Raw genomic sequence first — 23,131 nt, 5'->3', positions numbered from 1 at the left:
GCTTTGCTGGGGCGGGCGAGAACGATGAAACAACTATCCGGCGTCGGCTATATTCCGCGCCGTTAACAAAAGAATAGGAATAAATTATGAGTGAAGAATATCTCGATAAGCAAGACAACGGTTCGTTAGTTAATTTCGAGCGCTGGATGGGGCGAACAGGCTTGTCGCTGGTGCCTCCGACAATGAGCGCGAACCAAGTCACGCTGATCAGCGGCGGTTGCGGAATGTTGGCCGGGCTGGCTTTCTATTTAGCCTCTTTCAGTCAGGTCTGGTTTGTTTTCGCCGGGATACTGACACTGATGCACTGGGCTGCGGACAATATCGACGGCCATGTCGCGCGCAGCAGGAATCAGTGCTCGCAGGCCGGGCGCTTTCTTGACATCTTCCTCGATGCGGTGACCTTTGCCGCCTTGGGCGTCGGCTTGGCCTTTGCCGATTATACGATTTTCCCGATTGTCGCGGTGGCGACTGTCCTTTGTCTGTTGCAGTATGTTCTGACGGTGTTGTGGATTGCCATGACCCGTATTTGGCCGTTTCCGGCCTTTGGCCCGGCCGAAGCGTCGCTGACGTTAATCATACTCTCGGTGTTGATGCTGTTTTTGCCGCGGGAGCTGTTCGTGCTGTGGGGAAGAGGCTTTAGTCTTATCGATGTGGCTTTCGCCCTGACCATACCCAGCAGTCTGGTGACCTTGTTTATGTCGGCGCTTGCACTGTTTAAACATTTACAGCGGGAAACCGTGGAGAGCACAGCCAATGAAGCATCAGTAACAGCAACGCAGAGCACAGGCCCGCGCTAATCAAAGTGCCGCTCGCGACTTGGCCGGCTTTGGCACCGCCCATTTCGTGCCCGTCAAGAACGGCAGCGACGAGCATGGGCACCAGCGCGGAAACCAAATCTCGAAGCACGGTTAATCCTGCGTAAGCGCGGGCATCAACGCGATTCGAATTTGACTCTGCGAGCCTGTCCAGCGCGAAAGGAATCCGCGCCCAGCTCAGCACGGTAGCAGCCCCCAATCCCAGGCCCAGGCAGATTGCAGCGGCCATTGGAGCCAAGGCTTGCCACCAGAGCGATGCGCCGGCACACCAAAGCAGAACGGCTGCAATCAGCACCTGTTCGGAATGCCAACGGCGCACCGCCAAGCTGGTAAATATTGCCGCGGCAATGATGCTGACCTGTAGAAGCAGCAAAATCAGGGCGTCACTGATTCCGGCGGCGGCACAGAGAAAGATGGTTAGCATCAGCGTGGACTGAACCATGAACCATACCAAGAGATTACCCCCCACTGCCCACCACAGCACCCCTGAACGGGTAAGCGCCCGCCAGGGAATCGGCTCGCCTTTGGCGGCGCTTACCGGGGCGTTGCCCAAAACGCGTTGCAGCCCAAGTCCGCATAAAGCTCCTCCTAGCGCAGACAGTAGCGCCACCATCGCGCCTAAAGCCAATAGGCGCTGCTCGATCGGCCATAGCCCTTCGGTTGCGTTGTGAAGTCCCAATACCAGTAAGGTCAACAGCATCGATCCGCCAAAACGGTAACTATTCAGTTCAACCCGTTCTTTCTCGACCGAGCTGATCAGCGCGGTCAGCGAAAGATAGGCAAGATAAACCACGGCGAAGAGCAGGTGGAACAGCCAGGACAGCAGCAAGTACCAGAGCGGTTGCCAAACCCCGAGCGGGGGAACCGACCATAGCAGTGCGAAGCTGGTAGCGAGGCCGAAGCTCAGCCGCGCAATTAACCGGCACCGCTTGGCCGCACTGAGGACATGGCGGTCCAGCCAGTGCCCGGCCCATAAACTGGCGAAGGCACTGAACACATAGCCGCTGCCGTGAATCAGCCCGGCTTGGAGCGTTGGAATTCCGGCTATTTCAATTAGGAAATACAGCCAGTAAAAAGCTAAGCATAAAGAGGTAATTGAAGGGCCGACATCGCCGCCGGCATAAAGGATTCCGATGCGAAAGGAAAACACGCTGCTATGAGAGGGAACTGGCACGGTTGGTTGGCTCGTTTTTTGTAGTTGAGGAAAAGCGGCTTGCCTATCTTCGACCGGGTTGGCAATTGAATGCAATATTAGCTCTATTTTATTCACAGGTAACGCCAATGGCGAATGCTACAATTAAATTTTCTCAGGTCATGTCACAAACGAAGCTGCCACTGTCCAGTATGCAAACAACTTCTTCCAAGAGCAATGCCGTCGCGATCTTCGATGTCGACGGCACCTTGTGCGCCACCCGAAGCTCGTCCAGTCTGATCTGGCTGCTCGCGCGTCAGCACTCGGCGTGGCGGCACCGCCTTTGGCTAGCCAGCCTGGTTTGGCGCGCGCCTGCGGTATGGCTAGCCGACAAATTCAGCCGCGATTTGGCCGACCGGATGGTCTACGGTCAATTTGCCGGTCTTTCTTTGCAGACAGTGCAGGGCGATGCGCAGCGTTGCTGCGAGACGCTTTTGCTGCCGTCGTGTTTCCGCGAAGCCTTGGCCGAACTGGCTGCGCACCGGCAAGCCGGGCGGCGCATCATTTTACTGAGCGGCGGTATCGACGTGATTTTGGCCCCGCTTGCGGCAGCCTTGGGCGCGGAGTTGCTGGCCCAGCGCCTGGTCGCGGAGGATGATCGCCTAACCGGAGCCTACCGCCGTTATGCCGCGCTCAACGATGAGCCGTTTGCCAGCCAGGGGGACAGTAAACTGGCTGCCTTGCAGCGTTATGCGGACGCCAACGGCATTGACCTGAGCGCTTCTTTTGCCTACGGCGATAGCATCAACGATACCCAGATGTTGGGCGCAGTGGGTCACCCGATAGCGGTTAACCCGGACCGGCCCTTGAAGCGGATCGCGTTATCGCGAGGCTGGGAGATTCGCCATTGGGGAAAGGTATTATAGATAGTCTTGCGGGCAATGAGTTTTTGACTGCATTAATATTCTTATTCTTAAGGTGTCGCTAGCACGACGGTTATTTGAATCGGGTTCTCGCACCCGAGGGCGAGTTACTTTCTTTTGCCTCGCCTCGGCAACTGCTCCTGCGTTGCTCTACCTCCTGAATCCATGCAGTCGAAAAAAAAGTAACCAAAGACCAATCCGCCAGGAGCGGATTGGGACGCCAAAGGCGCATGCAGTGCGAGCGCCAGGAAGGCGCGAGTCAGAAGGCGACCCGGTTGCCGCTTGAATCACTCGGCACATCCTTGTGCCTCGCCCTTCGGGTGCGATGCATGCAAATCGGCTATCCTGCAGATTCGTCCTGTGCTCCTCGCTTTCAATGGGGGTTGCCAGAAGGGCCATCCTTGGCCCTCTGACAATGCGCTGCATCCATGCAGCGCCCCTGCGGGCTATTCCCGTCGAAAGCTCCGGTGCTCGGCGCGGCAAACGGGAGAAATACGGTCCGTGCGTAACATCAGTTATTTATATCATCGATTTTTTTCAATCACCGTGGATTCCTGCCGCTCCAACCCAGCCTGTTATTTATAAGTTTATGTTGTCGTTGGCCGTATTTTTAGGCGGAGTTAATTTTATGAGCTGGGCCGCACTGCAAAAACAGACGCTAAATAGTCCTGCGGATAACCGATCCAAGTAAATAGCGAATCGATAACCGGTAGACGCTAGTGAAAGTTTTGGACATAAACGCAGTGTAAAATGTCGCAACGAAAAACCGGCCACTCGAACCGTAGAACGACATGAATCGCAGGCAGTAACAGAGAACCGCCGGCAAGTGCCTGTCGTTCCCATGTTTTAATCCGATCCGTCTGCGTAATTTATATTGCGCTGTTTTAAGATTGTATTGGCTCGTACTGGATTCGCGCGAGGAACCGTATTTTAATTTTTACCCCGGATTCGTTAGCTACAAATCATGTATTTTTAGGTTATACGTTCAGTATATTTATTTTTGAATAGGCAATTATCTCGATGAATGAAAAACACGCGTTGGTAAAGAAAACCACGCAATTAAAACAAATGCTGACCACTCCGGGGCTTAATTTCATCTGCGAGGCGCATAACGGCATCAGTGCGCGCATTGTCGAAGAAGTCGGCTTCAAGGGCATTTGGGCGAGCGGCTTGACCATTTCCGGGTCTTTGGGCGTCAGGGACAATAACGAAGCGAGCTGGACCCAGGTATTGGAATTGGTTGAGTTCATGAGCGATGCGACCAACGTGCCGATATTGCTGGACGGCGACACCGGCTACGGAAATTTCAATAATTTGCGGCGCCTGGTTTCTAAACTGGAATCCCGGCAGGTGGCCGGTGTTTGCATCGAAGACAAGCTGTTTCCGAAGACCAATTCCTTCATTGAAGGCGAAAAACAGAGCCTTGCCGACCTGGACGAATTTTGCGGCAAAATCAAGGCCGGCAAAGACACGCAAAAGGACGATGATTTTGTCATTGTCGCCCGTACCGAAGCGTTTATCGTCGGCGCAGGCCTGAAAGAAGCATTGCGCCGCGCGGAAGCCTATCGGCTGGCCGGGGCCGACGCAATTTTGGTGCATAGCAAAAAACACATGCCGGTGGACATCGAAGCATTCATGCAGGAATGGGCCGGCCGTCACCCGATTGTGGTCGTGCCGACGACTTATTATTCGACGCCGACCCATCGCTTCGAAGAGTTGGGCATTTCACTGGTCATTTGGGCCAACCAGATTTTGCGCTCCGCGGTTACCGCGATGCACAAATCGGCGGAGGATATATTCAATTCGAGTTCTATCAAGGCTCAAGAAGACAAAATCGCGCCGGTTTCCGAAATCTTCAGGCTTCAAGGCGCCAAGGAATTACAGCTGGCCGAAGAGAAATACCTGCCCGGCGAACGCACCGACTGCAAGGCGATTATTCTCGCCGCCAGCCGGGGCGAAGCGTTGGGCGAGTTGACCGAGGATCGTCCGAAAGCGATGTTGCCGATCAACGGCAAGCCGATTATCGATGCCTACGTGGATGAGCTGCGCGCATTGCATATCGGCGATATCTCCGTGGTGCGCGGTTACAAAAAAGAATGCCTGAACTCTTTCGCTTACCGGCATTACGATAACGACCGTTATCAAGATACCGGCGAGTTATATTCGCTGTATCAGGCCCGTGACGAGCTACGGGGCAACGTCATCGTTTCCTACGGCGATTGCCTGTTCCGTAGCCACATACTCAGGGATTTGCTGGAAAGTTCAGCGATGACAACTATCATTGTCGATGCGGAGCTGGGAGATAAATCGAAAAATAAAGATATGGCATATTGTAGCCGCCCCTATTCCAACGATTTCTTTAATCACAACATTGAGCTGGAACGCCTTGAACGAGCGGATTCATCGGGGTCGGCAAACGGCGAGTGGATTGGCTTACTGATGCTGGGCGAACAGTCCAGCCCGATCGCAAGGCAATTATTGGAAGAGATGGCGCAGCAGGACGACTTCGAGAAATTAGGCGTGCCCGACTTGATTAACCGGCTTAAGGAACACCACCCCATTCGGGTCATTTACACCAAAGACGGATGGATCAATATCAACGACATGAACGACTTCATTGCGGCGGGACTCTGGCAATGATCGATACGCTCGAATTCCAGGGCGTACTAAAGTCTCATGGCTATCGCCTATTTTCCGGCGTGCCCTGTTCGCTGCTGCAACCGCTGATCAACCTGGCCGGCAATTCGCTGAACTATATCGCGGCGACTAATGAGGGAGAAGCCGTCGCGATCGCGGCGGGCGCTCAATTAGGCGGCATGAAGTCGGCGGTGCTGCTGCAAAATTCTGGGCTTGCCAATGCATTGGCGCCGCTGACTTCGCTGACCAATATTTGCGAGCTTCCGATTACCGGCTTTGTCGGTTTCCGCGGCGAACCCGGAGTCGCCGACGAAGTTCAGCATGAATTCATGGGCCGTATCAGCGCCCAATTGCTGGAAATCAGCGGGGTTCACGTTTGCCATCTGGCGACCGATTTGCAGCGTGCGTCCGAACAACTGGCCGAAGGGCAAGAATATTTGGCGCGCGGCATATCGGTGTTTTACCTGGTTTCCAAGGATAGCTTCAGTCCGCTTGAACTAAAAGCCAAAGCGCCGATCCGCTTTAATCCGGGCACGCTAACGCGGCCGCAACCCGAAGCGGTAGCACCTCCCAGCCGTTATCAAGCCTTGCAGGTCGTGTCCCGGCACAAGCAGGACGATACCGCGGTGCTGGCGACCACCGGCATGTGCGGGCGGGAATTGTTCACCATCGAAGATTCGCCGAACAACTTGTACATGGTGGGTTCCATGGGCTGCGTTTCGTCGATTGGCCTCGGCATCGCGATAGCCAAGCCCAATAAGAAAGTCATCGTATTGGACGGCGACGGCGCGTTGCTGATGCGCATGGGCAACCTGGCGACCAACGCCTATTGCAGGCCGGACAATCTATTGCATGTGTTGCTGGATAACGAGAGCCACGACTCCACCGGCGGGCAGGCGACCGCTTCCAGCAATATGGATTGGCCGGCTATCGCGTCGGCGGCGGGCTACCCTGCGGTCGTTCAGGCAAACGGCTTGGCAGGCTTCGAACAAGCCATCGTGGAGTGGATGCGCAATCCCAAGCTTACCTTTTTGTATCTATCCGTTGCCAAAGGCTCGATTTCTCCGTTGGGCAGGCCCAGCATAACGCCTGCACAAGTGGCTCTCAGGTTGAAGGCGTTTCTCCAATGACCATCGATACCGCTGTGATTATGGCGGCCGGGCTAGGCAGCCGAATCCCTGAATTTTCCCGGCATGGCCCTAAAGGCTTTATCCGTGTCGGAGGGCAGCGGATCATCGAACGCTCCATCGATATTCTTGAGCGTCATGGAGTGCGCCGTATCATCATCGGTACCGGCTACCGGGCGATGAACTACGCCACTATGGTAAAACGCCATCCCGAGGTCCGTATCGAATGCGTGCTGAATGTCGATTATGCAAATTCAGGCAGTCTGGAAACCTTGCTGCGCTGCACCGAAGCCCTGGATTGCGATTTTCTGTCGCTGGAATCCGATTTGCTGTACGACAGCCGGATGATAGAGCAGGTGCTTTCTTCGCCTTATGCGAATGTTATTTTAGCGTCCGGCGAAACCCAGTCGGGCGACGAGGTTTACATTGAAACCAACGAGCGTAGCGAACTGGTCAATCTGTCCAAAGATCCGGCAATGCTTTCCCGTATCGATGCCGAACTGGTGGGCATCTGCAAACTCGCCGCCGAAACGCCCTATGCGCTGAGACAATGGCTGGTGAAAGCCGGTCTTGCCCGCCCTGCCCAATTGCATTATGAAGAAGGCTTGGTCGGCATCGCCGATACGGTTTTATTGCATGTCGAAAAAACCGGCCTGCCCTGGACCGAGATCGATACCCTGGAACATCTGGAGCGCGCCAATAAGCTGATTTGGCCGCGCATACAATCTATCGAAAAGGTCTGACATGACTATCCGCCGCAATATTTTGTTGACGCCCGGCCCCGCCACTACCAGCGAACGGGTCAAGCAAGCCCAGGTCGTTCCCGATATTTGCCCACGCGAGGTGGAGTTCGGCTTGCTGCTGGACAGCATCCGCCGAAGGCTGGTGCAAGTGATTCATGGAGAAGATACCCATGCCGCGGTATTGTTCGGAGGTTCGGGAACCGCAGCAGTGGAAGCCTGCATCAGTTCGGTGGTGCCCTATGGCGGAAAAATCCTGGTCTTGATCAACGGCGCATACGGCAAGCGTATTCTGGATATATGCCGCATCCATTTGCGGCCCGAACAAATCGCCGTTTACGAGACTGCTTATGATAGGTTGCCGGACCCGGCGGAAGTGGAGCACATCCTGTTTGAGGATACGTCTATCACGCACTTGGCGTTGGTCCACCACGAAACGACCACAGGCATTTTGAATCCGCTTGACGAGATTGCTTCGATCTGTTGGCGCAATGAGGTTAAGTTGATCGTCGACGCGATGTCGTCTTTTGCCGGGATTCCGATCGACCTGCGCCAAACTCCCTGCGATTTTATGATAGCGTCGTCTAACAAATGCATTCAAGGAATGGCCGGTGCGGCTTTCGTTATTTGCCGCAAAAGCCTGCTGAGCCCACCTGAAGACTATCGGCCACGCAGTTTGTATTTAGACTTGTACGGCCAGCATGCCGGTTTCGAGTCGAACCTGCAAATGCGTTTTACCCCTCCGGTGCAGGTGCTGTATGCCCTGGATGCGGCGCTGGATGAGTTCTTTGAGGAAACACGGCTGGGCCGCTACTGGCGTTATTGCCGCAGTTGGGAGGTTTTGCTGGAAGGCATGGCCGAGTTGGGCTTCGCCGCGGCAGTGCCGGATCTTCCCCAGTCCAAGCTGTTAACCACTTTTTTGGAACCCGATCATCCCCGCTATCGCTTCGAGGCCATGCATGATGCGTTATTGGCCGAAGGCTACACCCTTTATCCGGGTAAAGTCGGAGAATTAGCCAGCTTTCGTTTGGCAAATATCGGACAAATCGACACGCATGACATCCGGGCGTTTCTTAATGCTCTGGAGCGCTACCTGGCCGCGAACGATATAGTTTTGCCGCCCCGCTTTAAAACTCTCAACGACTAGAAGGTTCAGAAAATGGATATTGGTAAACTTTACGATCAAAGCATTGCCGGCACTTATGACCGGGATGACTTGGGACTATTGTCAGGCGCGAGAAATACGGCATTTCAGCAAATTGAAACCTATGTCTCTAAGCCTCTTATTAATGATGTATTGGATCTGGCCGTAGGCACCGGCGAGTCGCTGATGCAAATCAAAGAACTGTTTCCGGCAGCCAATAGGCATGGTATCGATCTATCCTGCGAAATGCTGGAAATAGCAAAAACCAAGCTGTCTTTCAATGCGATCCATGACGATGTCGTGAATACCGGTAAACATTTTGCATCGGGCGGAGTCGATTTAATATTGATGCACTTTCTGACGACATTTATAGATGGCAACGAAGTGGTGCGGGATACTTCGAAACTGTTGCGGTCCGGCGGTTATTACTCGATTGTCAGCAGCACCTATGAAGCATTCCCTCGGATCTATGAGCTTGCCCGGATGATGCTTTCCGATGATTTCATCAAACAGGCCAATCCATCGCCGATGAATACCGACACTATCGCCTCGTATTTTAGCAATGCCGGTCTGGATATTGTTGCAGTCGACACGTTCACGAAACCGGTGAAGTTTTCCAACTTTACCGAGTTTTATCAGTTCGGCATGAACTCCGGCTTCTTTACCCACATTCTGGCGCAGTGTAACAGTGAGCAGATTGCCGAATTCAGTCGTCTGGAACATGTTTTTCCGCTGGAAGATCACTACAAAGCGTCAGTCGTGCTTGCCCGGAATCCGTAAAAAAACTCATCCTTGAAGTGCAACTTACGTTACAAAACAAACGGTACCTCAATGGCTTGTCTGTTTGTCTGCGGTAAAAAACCGATTATTTTTTGGAATGAGACAGGAATAACCAAGGCGGCAACCCTTATCCGAACGGTCGGGTTTCGGGGTTTGCAATTGACCGCAGGGCGCGCTGTGCATTGATGCTTATGATGATGCCCGAAGAACACCCTGCCTGGAAAGACCGAAGATATGACCGCTCAAAGCGTATATGAGTAAACCTGGAACATTGTCGACACGCTATTTTCTTTGTCATTTTTTGGCGGGGGCCGGCAACGCGTTTTTTGATGTACTGCTTAAAAACGGCATTATTGTTTACGCCGCTTTTAAAGCGGACATGAGCGCCGGTCATGTCGGCCTGATCGCAACGCTTTCGTGGAGCTTGTTTATGCTGCCGTTTTTTATTTTTTCGGCTCACGGCGGGTATCTTGGCGATCGCTATGACAAACGCAAAGTCGCTATGGTTTTGCGGATTATCGATATTTTTCTCGCGGCTTTTGCCGCGTTCGGTTTTTTTAGCGGCAATATCGGTTTGTTGCTGGTTTTGGTTTTTGCAAAAGGTATGACCTCGACGCTGTTCGGTCCTTTGAAATACGCGATGCTGTCTGAATTCCTGCCGCTTTCGGCCTTGGCGGCAGGGGCATCGTTAATGGAGGCCGGGACTATGATCGGCATACTCGGAGGAACCTATATCGGTGCTATTTTTGGTGCCGATGCCGACGCATCCCGAATCGGAGCCATAGCGTTAATCGCTACGGCCGTGTCATTACTGGCGACGTGGGCCGGTCCTAAAAGTACGCAAAGCAATCCCGACTTATTATTGCCGGGCTTTAACCCGTTGAAACCGACTTTGGAAATACTCCGCCTGGCTTGCGAAGACCGCCGTTGCATGGCCGCCATCGTGGCGTTGTCATGGTATTGGTCGCTGGGCGCGGTTTACTTATCCAACGTAACGGTGCTGGTGCGCACGACTTTGTTGGGCGACCAGAAGTTGGTGGCTTCGGTGCTGTTAATTTTTACTTTGGGTGTCAGCTGCGGATTGGCGGCCGGTTCTTACTGGCTACGCGGCAAAGCTAATGCCGGTACCGCGAATGTCATGGCTTTGGCTATAAGCTTGGCCGGCATGGATTTATATTGGTCTATCCCTGACTCGTTGCTTAGAATGCAGTTCGATTTTTTTACCATTGCTTTGGCTTCAGGTATTTATGCGGCGTATTTTTCATCGGTACTGTATTTGACTGTCAATCAACACACCAAAGCACGCGTATTTGCCGCCTACAATATTATGAGTTCCCTGTTTGCGGTATCGGCTTTATTTTCAAGTATGTTGATTATTGGTCTTGGCATCTCTTTGCCCTTATGTCTGGCTGTATTCGCGTTCTTCACCATACCCTTGACCTTGCTGGTAAGTCGGACGATTCGACGACAAGCAGCGCAATATTGTTCGGCAACATGATTTTTGACTGACTGGAATGTCCGAAAAATTAGGGCGGGATTATTTTAAAAACTTACGACTTAGCCGACATACTCTAGCTAAATACACTCTATTCAAGGCAAGCAAGCATGGCAATCTATCGCAGTGAAACATTAAAAAACCAGTTAAAAGTCTTTTTGACGAGTCAGGATATTTCTATTGAAAAGTTCAGCCAACAAACTGGGATTAATAGTGAAATCGCCGCAAAAATTTATAACGATGAACACATCATTCCCAGCCCGGCAATATTGCTTGCTATCGTTACAAGCTATCCGATTTCCCAGAAGAATCTAGTCGTTCTTGATCCGGAAGAAACCCCGCTCTATGGCAAGAATCAAAAACCCATGCAGGTAACAATTTGCGGCTGCGGAAATCTGGGTCATGTTTTTGCCGGGTTATTGTCGGCACGCCCGGATTTAAAAGTTAATTTGCTGGTTTCGAGCGCAGAGAGGGCGCAATTACTTGAACAAGCTATGGCGGCCAACAATGGAATATGGGTCAGGCGGCGAGAAGGCGATGTTTTAGCGCGGCCCGATCGGGTAACGAGCGATCCGGCAATGGCTATTCCGGGTTCTCGCTTAATCCTTCTATGCGTACCATCCCACATTGAAGACGATGTGCTGGAAAAAATTATCCCGTTTATTGATGCAGATACTTACATCGGGGCAATTCCGGGGCCCGGAGGTTTTAATTGGAAAGCAACGGATTGGCTGGCTCGCTTTAATACCAAGGCAACCGTATTCAGCCTGGCTACCATTCCGTGGATGTGCAAAACTATAAAACCCGGCGAGGAAGTCAACATTTTAGGGACTAAAGACTTTAACGGGCAAGTAACCGTTCCGGCCTCGCGTGCGCAAGATGTTTCCGAATTGATGAGCAAGCTATTATTGATGCCGGTGCTGGATTTGGAGAACTTTCTCAATATAACGTTATATCCGGCTAATCAATTGCTGCATAGTGCAATCTCCTATGATTTATTTGCTAACTGGGACGGGACTCCTTTTGCGGAACCGCCGCTTTTTTACCAAGAAATGACAGATGAAGCCGCCAAGCTGTTGCAAGCGATGGATAATGAATTACAGCGGGTGTGCCGGACTTTGGAACAAAAAGTCCCGAATCTTAATCTTTGCGCGGTTCTGCCTTTAAGTTTTTCGATTCAATCGGCTTATGCCGATGACATTACCGATAAATCAACTCTTCGTTCCATTATTGCAACTAATCGCGCCTATGCCGGAATCCGGACTCCGATGACCGAAGTTGAAGGCGGTTATATTCCTGATTTTAACTGCCGTTTCTATTTGGAAGATGTGCCTCATGGCCTGGTGGTTATCAAAGGTGTGGCCGAATTAGCGGGAGTAGAGACCCCAACCCTTGATAAGGTTTTGATTTGGGCGCAAACACAAATGAATTGTGAATATTGGGTTGACGGTGCGTTAAAAGGTAAAGATATCGGTCAATCCGGGGCTCCACAGCGTTACGGCTTGAATAGCTTAGACAAGCTGATGATGACTGTATAAGCTTTGGGTTTTTTGCGGGGATTTAATGCACGCTTGATAAATTCTAATAACAGCTAAACTTTCTCTGCCTGCTGTTGCCCAGAGATACGCCTTTTAAATTTAATGACTGAAGCCAAGAGCAACATAGTGACAAAAACGCAAATCAAAAAGTTGGTGTATTTTATTGCTACAGTTTTAACCGGCATCTCTCCTTTAAAAGCCCAAAATTTATCGGAAACCTTAACCTTGGCTTTGCAAAACAATCCCGCTTTGCATCAGGCTCAAGCCAAGTTATCCGCGGTAGCTGAAACTAAAGATCAAAGTATCGCCCGGTTACTGCCCAGCGTTTATGCGACATCAGCCAGCAGTAGAGAGTACTTGCATAACATCAAAGCCAAAACGCGCAGTGATTATCGGGGAACTGACGTTAATCAGGAATATTGGAACCACACCTTTAATGTCAATTTAACCCAGCCTTTGTTTCGATGGGAATACTGGATAGAGTTGAGCCAGTCCGATAATGAAATTGCCAAGTCGGAAGCGATTTATCAAGGGGAGTTGCAAAACCTGATGGCTAAAACAGCCGAATATTATTTCAATGTGCTGGCCGCAAAAGATGCATTGGATGTTGTTCAGGCCGAAAAACAAGCCATAACGCAGCAACTTGAACAGGCCAAACAACGCTTTGAGGCCGGGTTTGTCGCGATGACCGATGTTTATGACGCTCAGGCAGCTTTTGATCAGGCCGTTACCAGTGAAATAGAAGCCGGCAACCAGCTGGATAATCAAAAAGACTTGTTAAGGGAAATCATCGGTAACAATGAAGTGCGGCTCAATGCCTTGGGCGAACAACTTCCTCTGCTTAAACCGGTGCCCGCCGATATGTCGGCTTGGAATCAATTAGCGCAGGGCAACAATCTGAGCATTGTTTCAGCGATTAATCAGGCCGAAGTGGCGCGTAAATCGATAGAATTGAAAAGGAGCGGACATTTACCGAGCCTGGATTTAGTGGCCGCTTACGGCGTATCCGATAATTCCAGCAGTTTCGGTTTGCGGGGCGACGGCCGAAGTGTCGGCCTACAGCTGAATGTGCCTTTGTTCGAGGGCGGTATGGTTAATTCCAAAACCCGTCAGGCGGTTTTTGAATACGAAGCCGCGAAAGAAAATTTAAACGCCAGCCGACTCACGGTAGAGCGTCAAGTCAACTATGCTTATCGCGGCTTAATGACCAGCATCAGCCGTGTCGAATCCTTAAGCTCCGCTATCATCTCGGCCCAAAAAGCATTGGAAGCCAATGAAGTAGGCTTTGATGCAGGTACGCGAACAATGGTGGATGTGCTGATCACACAAAAAAATCTATTCAGGGCTAAACGCGATTTTTCCCGTGCGCGTTATGATTATTTAATTTACAGCATCAAGTTAAAACAGGCGTCCAGCGACTTGACTCAAAACGATCTTGAACAAATCAACCGTTTATTGATGGCTAAATCCTTCGACTAAAGCCAAGCTCATGAATGTAATGCATAATAAATAAGCCGGGCAAGAAGCACTTTGATTGCAGGCCGCCAAATTTCAGTCTATGACAAATAACAAAAAACTAATTTTCGCCAGCGTAATTGCTTTGATTGCCGTCGGTGCAACATCGGCGCTGATGGCCCCAAAAAGCCAAAGCGCACAACCGGAAACTGTAGCGGTAAAACCTTCATTAATTGTAAGCACCGCCAAACCCGCGGTTGCCGCATGGACGACCAAACTAGTCGCCGGCGGCGATATTGCCCCTTGGCAGGAAGCGATAGTCGGTGCGGAAATTGACGGCTTGAGATTAAGCGCCGTTAACGTCAACGTCGGAGACTGGGTACAAAAAGGCCAGGTTCTTGCAGAATTTTCTAAAGACACGATGCATCAAGCGCTGGCCGAGCAAGGCGCGATGGTCGTTGAAGCCGAGGCGGTGCTGGCGGAAGCCTCGGCTAATGCAAACCGCGCCCGCTTAGTGCAAAAATCGGGCGCGCTGCCTGCGCAGCAAATAAACCAGTTATTAATTGCCGAGCGAACAGCCGAAGCAAAACTGTCGGCTGCGAAGGCGAGGCGCGCTTCCAGCCAATTACAACTGGGATACACGCGGGTGCTTGCGCCCGATGACGGCGTTATTTCCGCGCGTACCGCAACGCTGGGCGCGGTGGTATCCAGCGGCGATGAATTGTTTCGCCTGATCCGGAAAAACCGGCTTGAATGGCGGGCGGAAGTGACCGCCGCCGATCTTGCCGACATCAAGATAGCGGGCGAAGTCATCCTTACGCTGCCGGACCATGAACAAATCAAAGGCGCTGTCCGCATGATCGCGCCTACGATAGACCGCAAAACCCGCAATGCCCTGGTTTACGTTGATTTAACCGCAACGCCGCAGGTCAAGGCAGGCATGTTTGCCAGCGGTGAGTTTCTTTTAGGGACGACGGATGCGTTGACATTACCTCATTTGGCGGTTGTCGTTCGTGACGGTTTTAACTATGTCTTTGAAGTGGATAAAAACAATCGGGTACGGCAGGTTAAAGTGCAGGTGGGGCGCCGGCAGAACGACCGTATAGAAATCTTGGACGGTTTACCGAGTGATACCGATATTGTGATTAGCGGCGCCGGTTTTTTGAATGACGGCGATTTAGTGAGCGTCCAAGCCGAGCCTGTCAATAGTGCCAGTTCAGGCAAATTATGAATGTTTCCGCCTGGTCGATTAAAAACCCTGTCGCAGCCATCGTCTTTTTCATGATGCTGTGTTTTTTCGGCATCAACAGTTTTCGAACGCTGGGTGTACAGGAGTATCCGGATATTCAATTACCGCAAGTTGTCGTGACTGCCAATTATGACGGTGCAACGCCCTCGCAACTGGAAACCGAGGTTGTAAAAAAAATTGAGAATGCAGTCGCCAGCCTGCAAGGCTTAAAGCACATTTACAGCACGGTGAGGGAAGGAACGGCAACGATTACTGTCGAGTTTCAATTGGAAAAAGACGGCTCGGACGCGACTAATGAAGTACGTGATGCGGTTAACCAGATTCGGGCCGATTTACCGGTCGCGATGCGCGATCCCGTTATCACCAAAGTGGTCGATGTCGGCTGGCCTATTCTTACCTATGCGGTTTCATCCAGCCAGATGGATGAAAAAGATTTGTCGTGGTTTGTGGATGACATTTTAAGCAAGCGCATGCTGAGCCTGGAAGGCGTAGGCAAGATAATTCGCCTGGGCGGAGTGACGCGGGAAATAAGTGTCGAGCTTGATCCCGATAGAATGACCCAGCTGGGGATTACTGCGCCCGATGTCTCTCATCTGCTAAACCAAGTTCAACGGGATGCACCCAGCGGGCGCGGCAATGTCGGTGGCGCCGAGCAATCGGTACGCACCTTGGCCAGCGCCAAGACGCTGGAGGATTTAAAAGCGCTGCATTTGCCGATGGGTGGGGACAAGTCCGTCCGGCTTGACTGGATCGCCGACATAGAAGATAGCGTAGAGGAGCGGCGCAGCCTGGCTTTGCTCAATGGTAAGCCGGTCATTGCCTTTGAAGTGAGCCGCACGGAAGGGGCGAACGCCGTGGCAATTGCCAAAACCGTTCAACAAGAAATTCAACAGCTGGCCAAGCAATACCCGAATTTAAAATTCGAGCAAATCATAGACAATACTCTGGTCGCGCAAGAAACTTTTGTCGGCATTATGCGCCAGCTTTATGAAGGCGCTGTGCTGGCGATACTGGTGGTAGGGCTGTTTTTGCGCGACTGGCGCGCCACTTTGATCGCAGCGGTGGCATTGCCGCTATCGATTATTCCGAGCTATTGGGGCATGCAGTATTTCGGCTTCACTTTTAACATGCTCACCCAGTTGGCGTTAGCGCTGGTGGTCGGGGTATTGGTGGATGACGCCATTGTTGAAATTGAAAATATCTCCCGTCACTTAAAACTGGGCAAAACGCCTCTTCAGGCGGCAAATGACGCGGTCGAAGAAATCGGCCTGGCTGTTACCGCAACGACCTTTGCGCTAATCGCCGTGTTTTTACCGACGGCATTTATGACCGGCGTATTGGGCCGATACTTCAAGCAATTCGGCTGGACTGCGGTGCTGGCCATTTTTGCTTCGCTGATGGTGGCGCGGCTGCTGACGCCTATGATGGCGGCGTATTTGCTCAAACCCGATGTGGAAGAGCAGGAAAAACACGATTCAAGTTTGATGCTTGTCTATTTAAGCGCAGTCGCTTGGTGCTTGCGGCATCGAGGCATAACCGTTGTAACGGCGCTTGCTTTTTTTATAGGCTCACTGGCTCTTATCCCGTTGCTGCCAAAAGGCTTTATGCCGCCTACAGACTATGCGCAAACGCAGGTGAATATCGAATTGCCTCCAGGCAGTACGCTTGACGATACGCTGGTTGCTTCAGAACGCGCCAGACAAATGTTGATCGGCGAAAAAGACGTAACCAACGTGTTCAGTCTGGTAGGCAGTAACGAATCGCCCGGCGGAATCAATGTGTCCGGGCAAAGCGGTGAAGTACGTAAAGCAAAGCTGACCGTATTGCTTAATCGCAGGCAGCAACGCGATCGTACTCAACAAGCCATTGAGATTGAACTGCGTGAAAAGCTCAGTCGGCAAATCGGTGTCCGCATTACTGTCGGGCTTCAGGATGTAGGCAATAAATTGCAACTGGTGTTGAAAAGTGAAGACTCCGTCGTTTTACAGACTACCGCCAAAAAATTGGAACGGGATCTGCGCGATTTGAAAAATGTGGGCAATGTGATTTCCAGTACGAGCTTGGTACAACCCGAAGTTAACGTGGCGATTGATTTTGCCAAAGCCGCCGACATGGGCGTGACGGCCGCTATCATTGGTGAAACTGTTCGTATTGCTACCGCAGGCGATTTTACCCAGTCGCTCGCCAAGTTTAATTTAGCTGAACGGCAGTTGCCTATACGGGTAAAACTGCCCCAATCATTGCGCTCGGACCTTCAGGCACTGGGACGTTTACCCGTGCCCGGCAAAAACGGCGCTATCATGCTTGCCCAAGTCGCCGACATAACCATGAACAGTGAACCGGCCGTCATTAAGCGCTTCGACCGCTTGCAACAAGTAACGCTGGATGTTGAGTTGGGACGGCGCGAATTGGGCGATGTCTATGCCGAAGCGATGCTGTTGCCTACGCTTAAAACGTTGCCGAGCAGTGTCAGCCTGGTTGATTTTGGTGATGCGCAAATGATGGCGGACATGTTCGACAGCTTTAGTTCCGCGATGATCATTGGTGTGTTATGCATTTTTGCGGTGTTGGTGCTGTTATTTAAAGACTTTATGCAGCCTTTAACCATCTTGACAGCGATTCCGCTGGCGACAGGCGGTGCTTTTGTATTGCTGTTGTTGACGGGTAAAAGTTTTTCGATGCCCGCACTGATCGGTTTGCTGATGTTGATAGGCATCGTCACTAAAAACTCTATTCTGCTGGTGGAGTATGCGATTGTTGCAAGGCGGGACATGCATTTGCCGCGGGTTGAAGCATTACTTGATGCCTGTCATAAACGTGCAAGACCTATCATCATGACTTCGCTGGCCATGGGATTTGGCATGCTGCCTGTCGCTTTGGGCTGGGGCGCTGATCCCGCATTTAGTGCACCATTGGCGATTGCGGTAATGGGGGGCGTCATCAGTTCTACGCTGTTGAGTTTGTTAGTCGTTCCAGCCGTATTTACTTTTGTTGATGATCTTAAGGAATTGATCCGGCAGTTATTGGTCTGGAAAAGGGATAAGTCCAAAGCCGCGTAATTGGCAATATCTACTATGGTTTTGTCCTGCGCACCTGGACTGCGGCGCAGAACAGCAGTATCAATCCGGCGGTCAATACGCCTATGATGGCCCACATCAGCCATAGGTAATAGATACCGGATCGGCCCGACGCCAGCGCCAGCATAAGCCCGAAAGCGAACAGCGAACTGATGTTCGCCATGTTATTAAACCAGCTCAGAAGAGCGGTCTTGCCCTGTCTGGCGGCACGGGAGGAATAGTCGCGCACTTCCCAGAGAAAGACGCCGTAGCAGGCGCCAATCACAGCGGCGGCGGCAAGGCAAAGAGAGTTGTCGACCTGGATTCCGGCCAGGATAAAACCCGCCGCGAAGATCAGCGCTACAGTAGGCAGCGCCAGCGCCGCAGTTCGCAGGTCTCGGCCGCCGGTTTGGTGTGATGATCGTTTTGCCACGGCCATCGTTGCGTTGGCTGCGAGTGCGGAGAGGAACACCGTAACGATAGCCGCTCCGCCGCGCGTTTCCGCGCCGGGAATGTGGAACAGATCTTTTAAAAGATAAATCATATTGGCCGCAAACAGGTACAACGCGGCGTAGACGGCAATAGCGTATGCGAACACCAGCCAATCCGCCCGGTCCGGCATAGAGAGTTGTTTGGAAACCTGCTGTTTAGCTTCCGATGTCGGCTGTAACCGGAACAGCTGCAAGCATCCCACCATGGCTGCGATACCCAGCACGGCGATCACGGTTTTTTCAATCGGATCATTGCCCGCAAATACAGTGAAGAATGCGGGAGCGGAGAGCATGCCCAATAAACGAGCGGCAGTTCCCGCCCCGTCGTTGAAGCCGCGCAGTTGGCCGGCTCTGTCCACGGCCGCATGGTCGATTTGGTTCAGCAGGAAGTTATCGGCGAACTGCACCAGCACAAGGCAGAGGATGAAATGCGCTACGGTGTGGGCCGAGAGCAAGGCTTCAGCAATTACGGTAGTAATCAGGATAGCAATGGCAACCACAATTCGGCGCGGACGAATGCGGCGTGAAACCAGGATTCCGGTAATGGCCGCGATAGTCGAGGACAGTAACGTAATCGAAAGCAGCAGCGTCTTTTGCTCCGGATAATTGCGTTGAAAAAACACCTGAGGTAGCGCATTGGCGTTTCCCGACATCAGGAACGACAGGAAAAATAACACCAATACACTCAGCGCAAGCGTGGATTTAGAGATCTGCGTGGAATTGCTCATTGGATATCCGGTAGCCAACGGTCGAATATCCTGCCGATGGTCTGCTTTGCAATCACGCTCTCGGCGACGGCGCGATCATTCAAGAGTTCGGCTTCTGCGATGCCCTGTTCAAACCAAGCTGTCAGCAGCTCCGCCAAGTGTGAATCACGAACCTGAATGCCGAGTTCGAGACAAAATCGCGGCGAGAAAAAATCGAGGTTGCTGCTGCCGAAGCCAATCCATTCGCCGTCCGCTACGAAGTATTTGCAATGCAGCGTGCGGCCTTTTCCCCGGCGCAGGTAAAGCGAGACGCAAATATCGATCAAGTCAGGAAAACCGGCGTAGAGCCGGTAATTCATGAAATCAAGATCGTTGCTCTCCGCTGAGTTGGTGAACAGGCGTACGCGCACACCGCGGCTGCAAGCTGCAGCCAGTTCATGATGGATCATGGGATGGTTGAAATAGTAGGCGTTTTCAATGTCCAGCGTTTTGCGGCAGGCCCGGATGCAGTCGAGCAGATAGATGAAGTTTGCATTGGACGCTATGCCCGCAGGTGCGGTGGGTTGAAAAATGTTTCCTTGGGTATTATCGTCATGCATGTTCGGGACACTCGTGAAAGTTTCTTCATAAACAAGTTGAGCGCGTGCGGCAGAAGGACCGGTCAGCAATAGGTCGATGTCGCGCCATTCGCTTCCGGCATAATGGTTTGCATAATTGCGGCCGCCGGTTATAAGCGTCGTCCCGTCCACGATCAGCAGTTTGCGATGGCAGGCGTCATAGCGGCGGTTGGGGTCTTTGAACAGCCGGTAATCGACGCCCGCGTCGCGAAGACAGCGAATCACATCGAGCACTTCCGGATTCCCGAAAACTTTCTGCGCGGTGATGCAGCGGTCGGCGATGATGCGCACGCGAACGCCGCGCCGTGCGCAGTCGGCTAAAGCCCGTGCCGTTCGCCAGCCCACTTCGTCCGCCTGAATATAGAAGGTCGAAATATCGATAGATTGCTTTGCGGCCTGGTAAAGCGAGTGGCGTTTCTCAAAAGCTGCCGCATTGTCGGTGAGCAGTTCCAATCGATCGGCCGGATCGAAAGAGCCGTAGAGCGAAGGGATTTTGTCCGCGGATAATCGGGATTGCCATTGTTCGTAAACTGAAGACCATGAAGGCCCTCCGCTCTTTTGCTGCCAGCGCGTCGCTAGAATCGCATAGCTGATGCCGTGAGCGTTGCCCGCCATATCTGCGTCCGACATTGACGCGACAGGCGCGATCCGCATGGCGCGGCCTGCCGCAAGGAGCAAACGCAGTGCGTGCGCAAGCAGGTAAAGAGTGTCCATTGATGTTTTTGGATTTGTTATCGATTTGCGGAATTAAGGCTACACGCCGGTTTCAGCTGTAAATGATGTCGTATTTTTCCATAAACAGCGTTTAGTTTGCGGTCATGTAAGGCAGGCATTTTTAAGAACTATAAGAGAGGAATTGTTACCGGGCATTTTAGACGCTTTTTATTGGAGACCATGGAAATTTTCCAAGTAGTCTTATGAACCGTTAGGCCGTCATATTTCCAAACAGATGAAAATATTTAGCGATAACTTCACCAGCCATGGGAAAAATTGTACAAATGAGGAATTATAATTTTGTACTAAAGTAACCTAGCTTTTATGTTAGTAATGTATAGTAGGAAAACAAATTAAACTGGGTTGTTATGCTTGCCAAGCCCTACTTTATGTCTCTGCCCTTGCATAAGTAGCATGACTAAAGTTTTATAAAGATTGGGCAACTTTAGATCTTATATGATCGGTTATTGTAATGACGCACAAGGCCGAATTGACGAAAACAATTAACGTGTTAGGGGGCTGGTTTTGCCGGGTAACAGCGCCAGCAACGAAAAGGGCTGTGGATTTTGGTTGGAGTAGCCGATTACGTCATGTAGTCCATAAAAACAGTGGTTGTTCGGACCAGCAGCCAACTTACTTGAGTGTTATGAAAAAGCGGACACGATGACGAGCAGGAAAAACATATTGTCGAGCCCGGCTCAAATAACTATCGATGATAATAAATGGAGCAAACATTATGATAAGGTTATTGATTGTTGACGATCATGAGTTGATGCGTGAGGGACTGAAGCAGCTTTTCGACGATGAAGAAGATCTCATGGTCTGCGCGGAGGCCGGTAGCGGCGAAGAAGCGCTTGCGATTTTGCAGGACGAGAAGTTCGACCTGATTTTGCTGGATATCTCTATTCCCGGCATCCATGGGGTGGAGCTGATAAAGAAAATCAAGGAACAATTAAATAGCCCGCCTATTCTGGTGCTGAGTATGTATAACGAGTCGCAAATTGCCAAACGCAAACTCAAGGCCGGAGCTTCGGGCTATATCACCAAAGACAGTTCGCCCAAGGATTTGTTGGAGGCAATACGCAAGGTGGCGGCCGGTGGACGATTTATTACCGCCGAAATTGCCGAAAAGATCGCTTTCGAGGTGAGTTCCGCTACGCCATTGGTACCGCATGAATTACTGTCTGCCCGAGAACTTGTCATTTTACGCATGCTGGCCCAAGGCAGGAAAGTCAACGAAATTGCCCATGATTTGGATATCAGCAGCAAGACTGTTAGCACCCATAAAGTGCGTTTGATGCAAAAAATGCATATAGACAGCGATGTCAAACTTATCCAATATACTATCGCCCATGGCATGACCATATAAAAATTCAGGACTATTATTCTTACAATACATTGAGTTAAGAAAAGTGCCGGCTTCCTGTAAGCGGTGGAGTAGTCATGCAGGGCAAATAGCGCTGATATATGACATCTGCTTATGGTTAAAGCCTGAAAATGCGTCGGATTTTTGCCAAACACTGATGGCTGGATTGCGGTTCTTTAAAAGTGTCAGTTATTACACCTCGCCGTAGTCCATTCCTTATAAACATTACTGCATTCAAGTGTAGGGCAGTTCTCACTGGAATTCGGTATTTGCTGATTGTGGCGACTAGAGATATCGTTTAAATTCGACACACGTATATTTAGCAAGGTAATTTAGGTCGGCTTTGATCAGCGTACAGATGATCAAAGCAAGTTTAATGTTAATAAATTATTAAAATATGCATGCTCAACTTTAGTTTGTAATTGACTATCCAATGCTGATTTTATTGGAGTTAATACCATTCAAAACACGAACAACTTAAAATTCATACCTATAAAAGTCGAGCATAGCCTTAAAAATATAATCCTCATTATATAATTGCACAGTAACTCAGTGAATGAGGTAGAGAGTTTTTCAAAAAGCTTGGACAAGAAAGATGAGTCCTTTTCTTATATTTTTACAGAAAACTCGAATGCTAAATGAAAAATTATTCATTTCTTACATTTATTCAATCTGTGTATTCGCGACTCATTGAGCCTTTTGATTGAATTAATTGAACGATCCATCCATCTATTTATAAAATTTTATATATCAATTACGTATTGCAAAACTCTGATCAATTATGGAGCTTGATCCAGAGCGTTAATATTCCCGAAGTAAACAGTTTTGGACTGTAAGAAGAACTATCGAGAAAAGTGACTGATACTTTGTTAGTGGTTACATTGCAAATGCAGACAAGGTAAAGCATTTAGGGCCGAAGTCATGGCTTTTTGAGAAATCTTTTAAAAATCATACATTGTTAGTACACGTTGAAGAAGCGATAAAAAGGCTGTGTGACGTTTAAATGTAGAGGAAATTACAGTATGGAAGAGCTGAGGAAGTTTCATCAAAATGATTTTTGGCTGGCTTTTCCAGTAGTGGCATGCGGCATACTTGGAATGCTAGATATGGCCGTGGTCAGTCGTTTTGCGATCAATGGTTCGGTC

16 protein-coding genes are annotated in these 23,131 nt (G+C 50.8%); 13 read left to right on the top strand and 3 right to left on the bottom strand.

Annotation, left to right across the window (positions count from 1 at the left end):
- Nucleotides 1-86 precede the first annotated feature (86 nt).
- Nucleotides 87-797, top strand: a complete 711-nt coding sequence (locus V7051_RS01055; protein ID WP_333873032.1) for a CDP-alcohol phosphatidyltransferase family protein — start codon at nt 87-89, stop codon at nt 795-797.
- Here V7051_RS01055 and V7051_RS01050 read toward each other — a convergent pair.
- Complete coding sequence (locus V7051_RS01050) at nt 715-2,085, bottom strand: MFS transporter (protein WP_333873031.1); 1,371 nt, start codon at nt 2,083-2,085, stop codon at nt 715-717. The two genes, V7051_RS01055 and V7051_RS01050, sit on opposite strands and share 83 nt — an antisense overlap.
- A gap of 11 nt (nt 2,086-2,096) precedes the next feature.
- Here V7051_RS01050 and V7051_RS01045 point away from each other — a divergent pair, with 11 nt between their 5' ends.
- The 11 genes from V7051_RS01045 (at nt 2,097) to V7051_RS00995 (ending at nt 18,094) form a co-directional block, all read left to right on the top strand.
- Nucleotides 2,097-2,873, top strand: coding sequence for an HAD family hydrolase (locus V7051_RS01045; protein ID WP_333873030.1), 777 nt, complete (start codon nt 2,097-2,099; stop codon nt 2,871-2,873).
- Nucleotides 2,874-3,890: 1,017 nt separating this feature from the next.
- Nucleotides 3,891-5,510: a phosphoenolpyruvate mutase gene (gene aepX / locus V7051_RS01040; protein WP_333873029.1), complete on the top strand. Its 1,620-nt coding sequence runs from the start codon at nt 3,891-3,893 to the stop codon at nt 5,508-5,510.
- Nucleotides 5,507-6,637 carry a phosphonopyruvate decarboxylase gene (aepY, locus tag V7051_RS01035; RefSeq protein WP_333873028.1) on the top strand — a complete coding sequence of 377 codons (1,131 nt, stop codon included), beginning with the start codon at nt 5,507-5,509 and terminating at the stop codon, nt 6,635-6,637. The genes aepX and aepY overlap by 4 nt, the downstream gene beginning before the upstream one ends.
- Nucleotides 6,634-7,377 (top strand): phosphocholine cytidylyltransferase family protein, encoded by a 744-nt coding sequence (locus tag V7051_RS01030; RefSeq protein WP_333873027.1) that lies wholly within the window; start codon nt 6,634-6,636, stop codon nt 7,375-7,377. Before aepY ends, V7051_RS01030 begins: the two co-directional genes overlap by 4 nt.
- Before the next feature lies 1 nt (nt 7,378).
- Nucleotides 7,379-8,521 (top strand): 2-aminoethylphosphonate aminotransferase, encoded by a 1,143-nt coding sequence (locus tag V7051_RS01025; RefSeq protein WP_333873026.1) that lies wholly within the window; start codon nt 7,379-7,381, stop codon nt 8,519-8,521.
- Between the two features lie 12 nt (nt 8,522-8,533).
- On the top strand, nt 8,534-9,298 hold the full coding sequence (locus V7051_RS01020; RefSeq protein ID WP_333873025.1) for a class I SAM-dependent methyltransferase: 765 nt from the start codon (nt 8,534-8,536) through the stop codon (nt 9,296-9,298).
- Nucleotides 9,299-9,551: 253 nt separating this feature from the next.
- Nucleotides 9,552-10,796 carry an MFS transporter gene (locus V7051_RS01015; protein WP_333873024.1) on the top strand — a complete coding sequence of 415 codons (1,245 nt, stop codon included), beginning with the start codon at nt 9,552-9,554 and terminating at the stop codon, nt 10,794-10,796.
- A gap of 107 nt (nt 10,797-10,903) precedes the next feature.
- Nucleotides 10,904-12,331: an NAD/NADP octopine/nopaline dehydrogenase family protein gene (locus tag V7051_RS01010; RefSeq protein ID WP_333873023.1), complete on the top strand. Its 1,428-nt coding sequence runs from the start codon at nt 10,904-10,906 to the stop codon at nt 12,329-12,331.
- 126 nt (nt 12,332-12,457) lie between these two features.
- A complete protein-coding gene (locus tag V7051_RS01005; protein WP_333873022.1) occupies nt 12,458-13,810 on the top strand; it encodes a TolC family outer membrane protein in 1,353 nt (450 codons plus the stop codon).
- A gap of 79 nt (nt 13,811-13,889) precedes the next feature.
- Nucleotides 13,890-15,017, top strand: coding sequence for an efflux RND transporter periplasmic adaptor subunit (locus V7051_RS01000; RefSeq protein WP_333873021.1), 1,128 nt, complete (start codon nt 13,890-13,892; stop codon nt 15,015-15,017).
- Nucleotides 15,014-18,094, top strand: a complete 3,081-nt coding sequence (locus tag V7051_RS00995; protein ID WP_333873020.1) for an efflux RND transporter permease subunit — start codon at nt 15,014-15,016, stop codon at nt 18,092-18,094. The genes V7051_RS01000 and V7051_RS00995 overlap by 4 nt, the downstream gene beginning before the upstream one ends.
- Before the next feature lie 13 nt (nt 18,095-18,107).
- Here V7051_RS00995 and V7051_RS00990 read toward each other — a convergent pair whose 3' ends face one another.
- Together V7051_RS00990 and V7051_RS00985 are read right to left on the bottom strand one after the other, a co-directional pair.
- Nucleotides 18,108-19,310, bottom strand: coding sequence for a hypothetical protein (locus V7051_RS00990; protein WP_333873019.1), 1,203 nt, complete (start codon nt 19,308-19,310; stop codon nt 18,108-18,110).
- A complete protein-coding gene (locus V7051_RS00985; RefSeq protein WP_333873018.1) occupies nt 19,307-20,620 on the bottom strand; it encodes a phospholipase D-like domain-containing protein in 1,314 nt (437 codons plus the stop codon). The genes V7051_RS00990 and V7051_RS00985 overlap by 4 nt, the downstream gene beginning before the upstream one ends.
- A gap of 736 nt (nt 20,621-21,356) precedes the next feature.
- Here V7051_RS00985 and V7051_RS00980 point away from each other — a divergent pair.
- The gene (locus V7051_RS00980; RefSeq protein ID WP_333873017.1) at nt 21,357-21,989 is read left to right on the top strand and encodes a response regulator transcription factor; all 633 of its coding nucleotides are present in this window, start codon (nt 21,357-21,359) and stop codon (nt 21,987-21,989) included.
- The last annotated feature ends 1,142 nt before the right edge of the window (nt 21,990-23,131 follow it).

This window comes from Methylobacter sp., from assembly GCF_036845245.1.
GTDB lineage: Bacteria > Pseudomonadota > Gammaproteobacteria > Methylococcales > Methylomonadaceae > Methylobacter_A.
This window is presented reverse-complemented; position numbering and strand designations above follow the sequence as displayed.

Bases quoted from the DNA above. Each gene is read 5' to 3' on its own strand.
- V7051_RS01055 (WP_333873032.1), top strand. From the start codon at position 87: ATGAGTGAAGAATATCTCGATAAGCAAGACAACGGTTCGTTAGTTAAT.
- V7051_RS01045 (WP_333873030.1), top strand. From the start codon at position 2,097: ATGGCGAATGCTACAATTAAATTTTCTCAGGTCATGTCACAAACGAAG.
- aepX (WP_333873029.1), top strand. From the start codon at position 3,891: ATGAATGAAAAACACGCGTTGGTAAAGAAAACCACGCAATTAAAACAA.
- aepY (WP_333873028.1), top strand. From the start codon at position 5,507: ATGATCGATACGCTCGAATTCCAGGGCGTACTAAAGTCTCATGGCTAT.
- V7051_RS01030 (WP_333873027.1), top strand. From the start codon at position 6,634: ATGACCATCGATACCGCTGTGATTATGGCGGCCGGGCTAGGCAGCCGA.
- V7051_RS01025 (WP_333873026.1), top strand. From the start codon at position 7,379: ATGACTATCCGCCGCAATATTTTGTTGACGCCCGGCCCCGCCACTACC.
- V7051_RS01020 (WP_333873025.1), top strand. From the start codon at position 8,534: ATGGATATTGGTAAACTTTACGATCAAAGCATTGCCGGCACTTATGAC.
- V7051_RS01015 (WP_333873024.1), top strand. From the start codon at position 9,552: ATGAGTAAACCTGGAACATTGTCGACACGCTATTTTCTTTGTCATTTT.
- V7051_RS01010 (WP_333873023.1), top strand. From the start codon at position 10,904: ATGGCAATCTATCGCAGTGAAACATTAAAAAACCAGTTAAAAGTCTTT.
- V7051_RS01000 (WP_333873021.1), top strand. From the start codon at position 13,890: ATGACAAATAACAAAAAACTAATTTTCGCCAGCGTAATTGCTTTGATT.
- V7051_RS00995 (WP_333873020.1), top strand. From the start codon at position 15,014: ATGAATGTTTCCGCCTGGTCGATTAAAAACCCTGTCGCAGCCATCGTC.
- V7051_RS00990 (WP_333873019.1), bottom strand. From the start codon at position 19,310: ATGAGCAATTCCACGCAGATCTCTAAATCCACGCTTGCGCTGAGTGTA.
- V7051_RS00985 (WP_333873018.1), bottom strand. From the start codon at position 20,620: ATGGACACTCTTTACCTGCTTGCGCACGCACTGCGTTTGCTCCTTGCG.
- V7051_RS00980 (WP_333873017.1), top strand. From the start codon at position 21,357: ATGATAAGGTTATTGATTGTTGACGATCATGAGTTGATGCGTGAGGGA.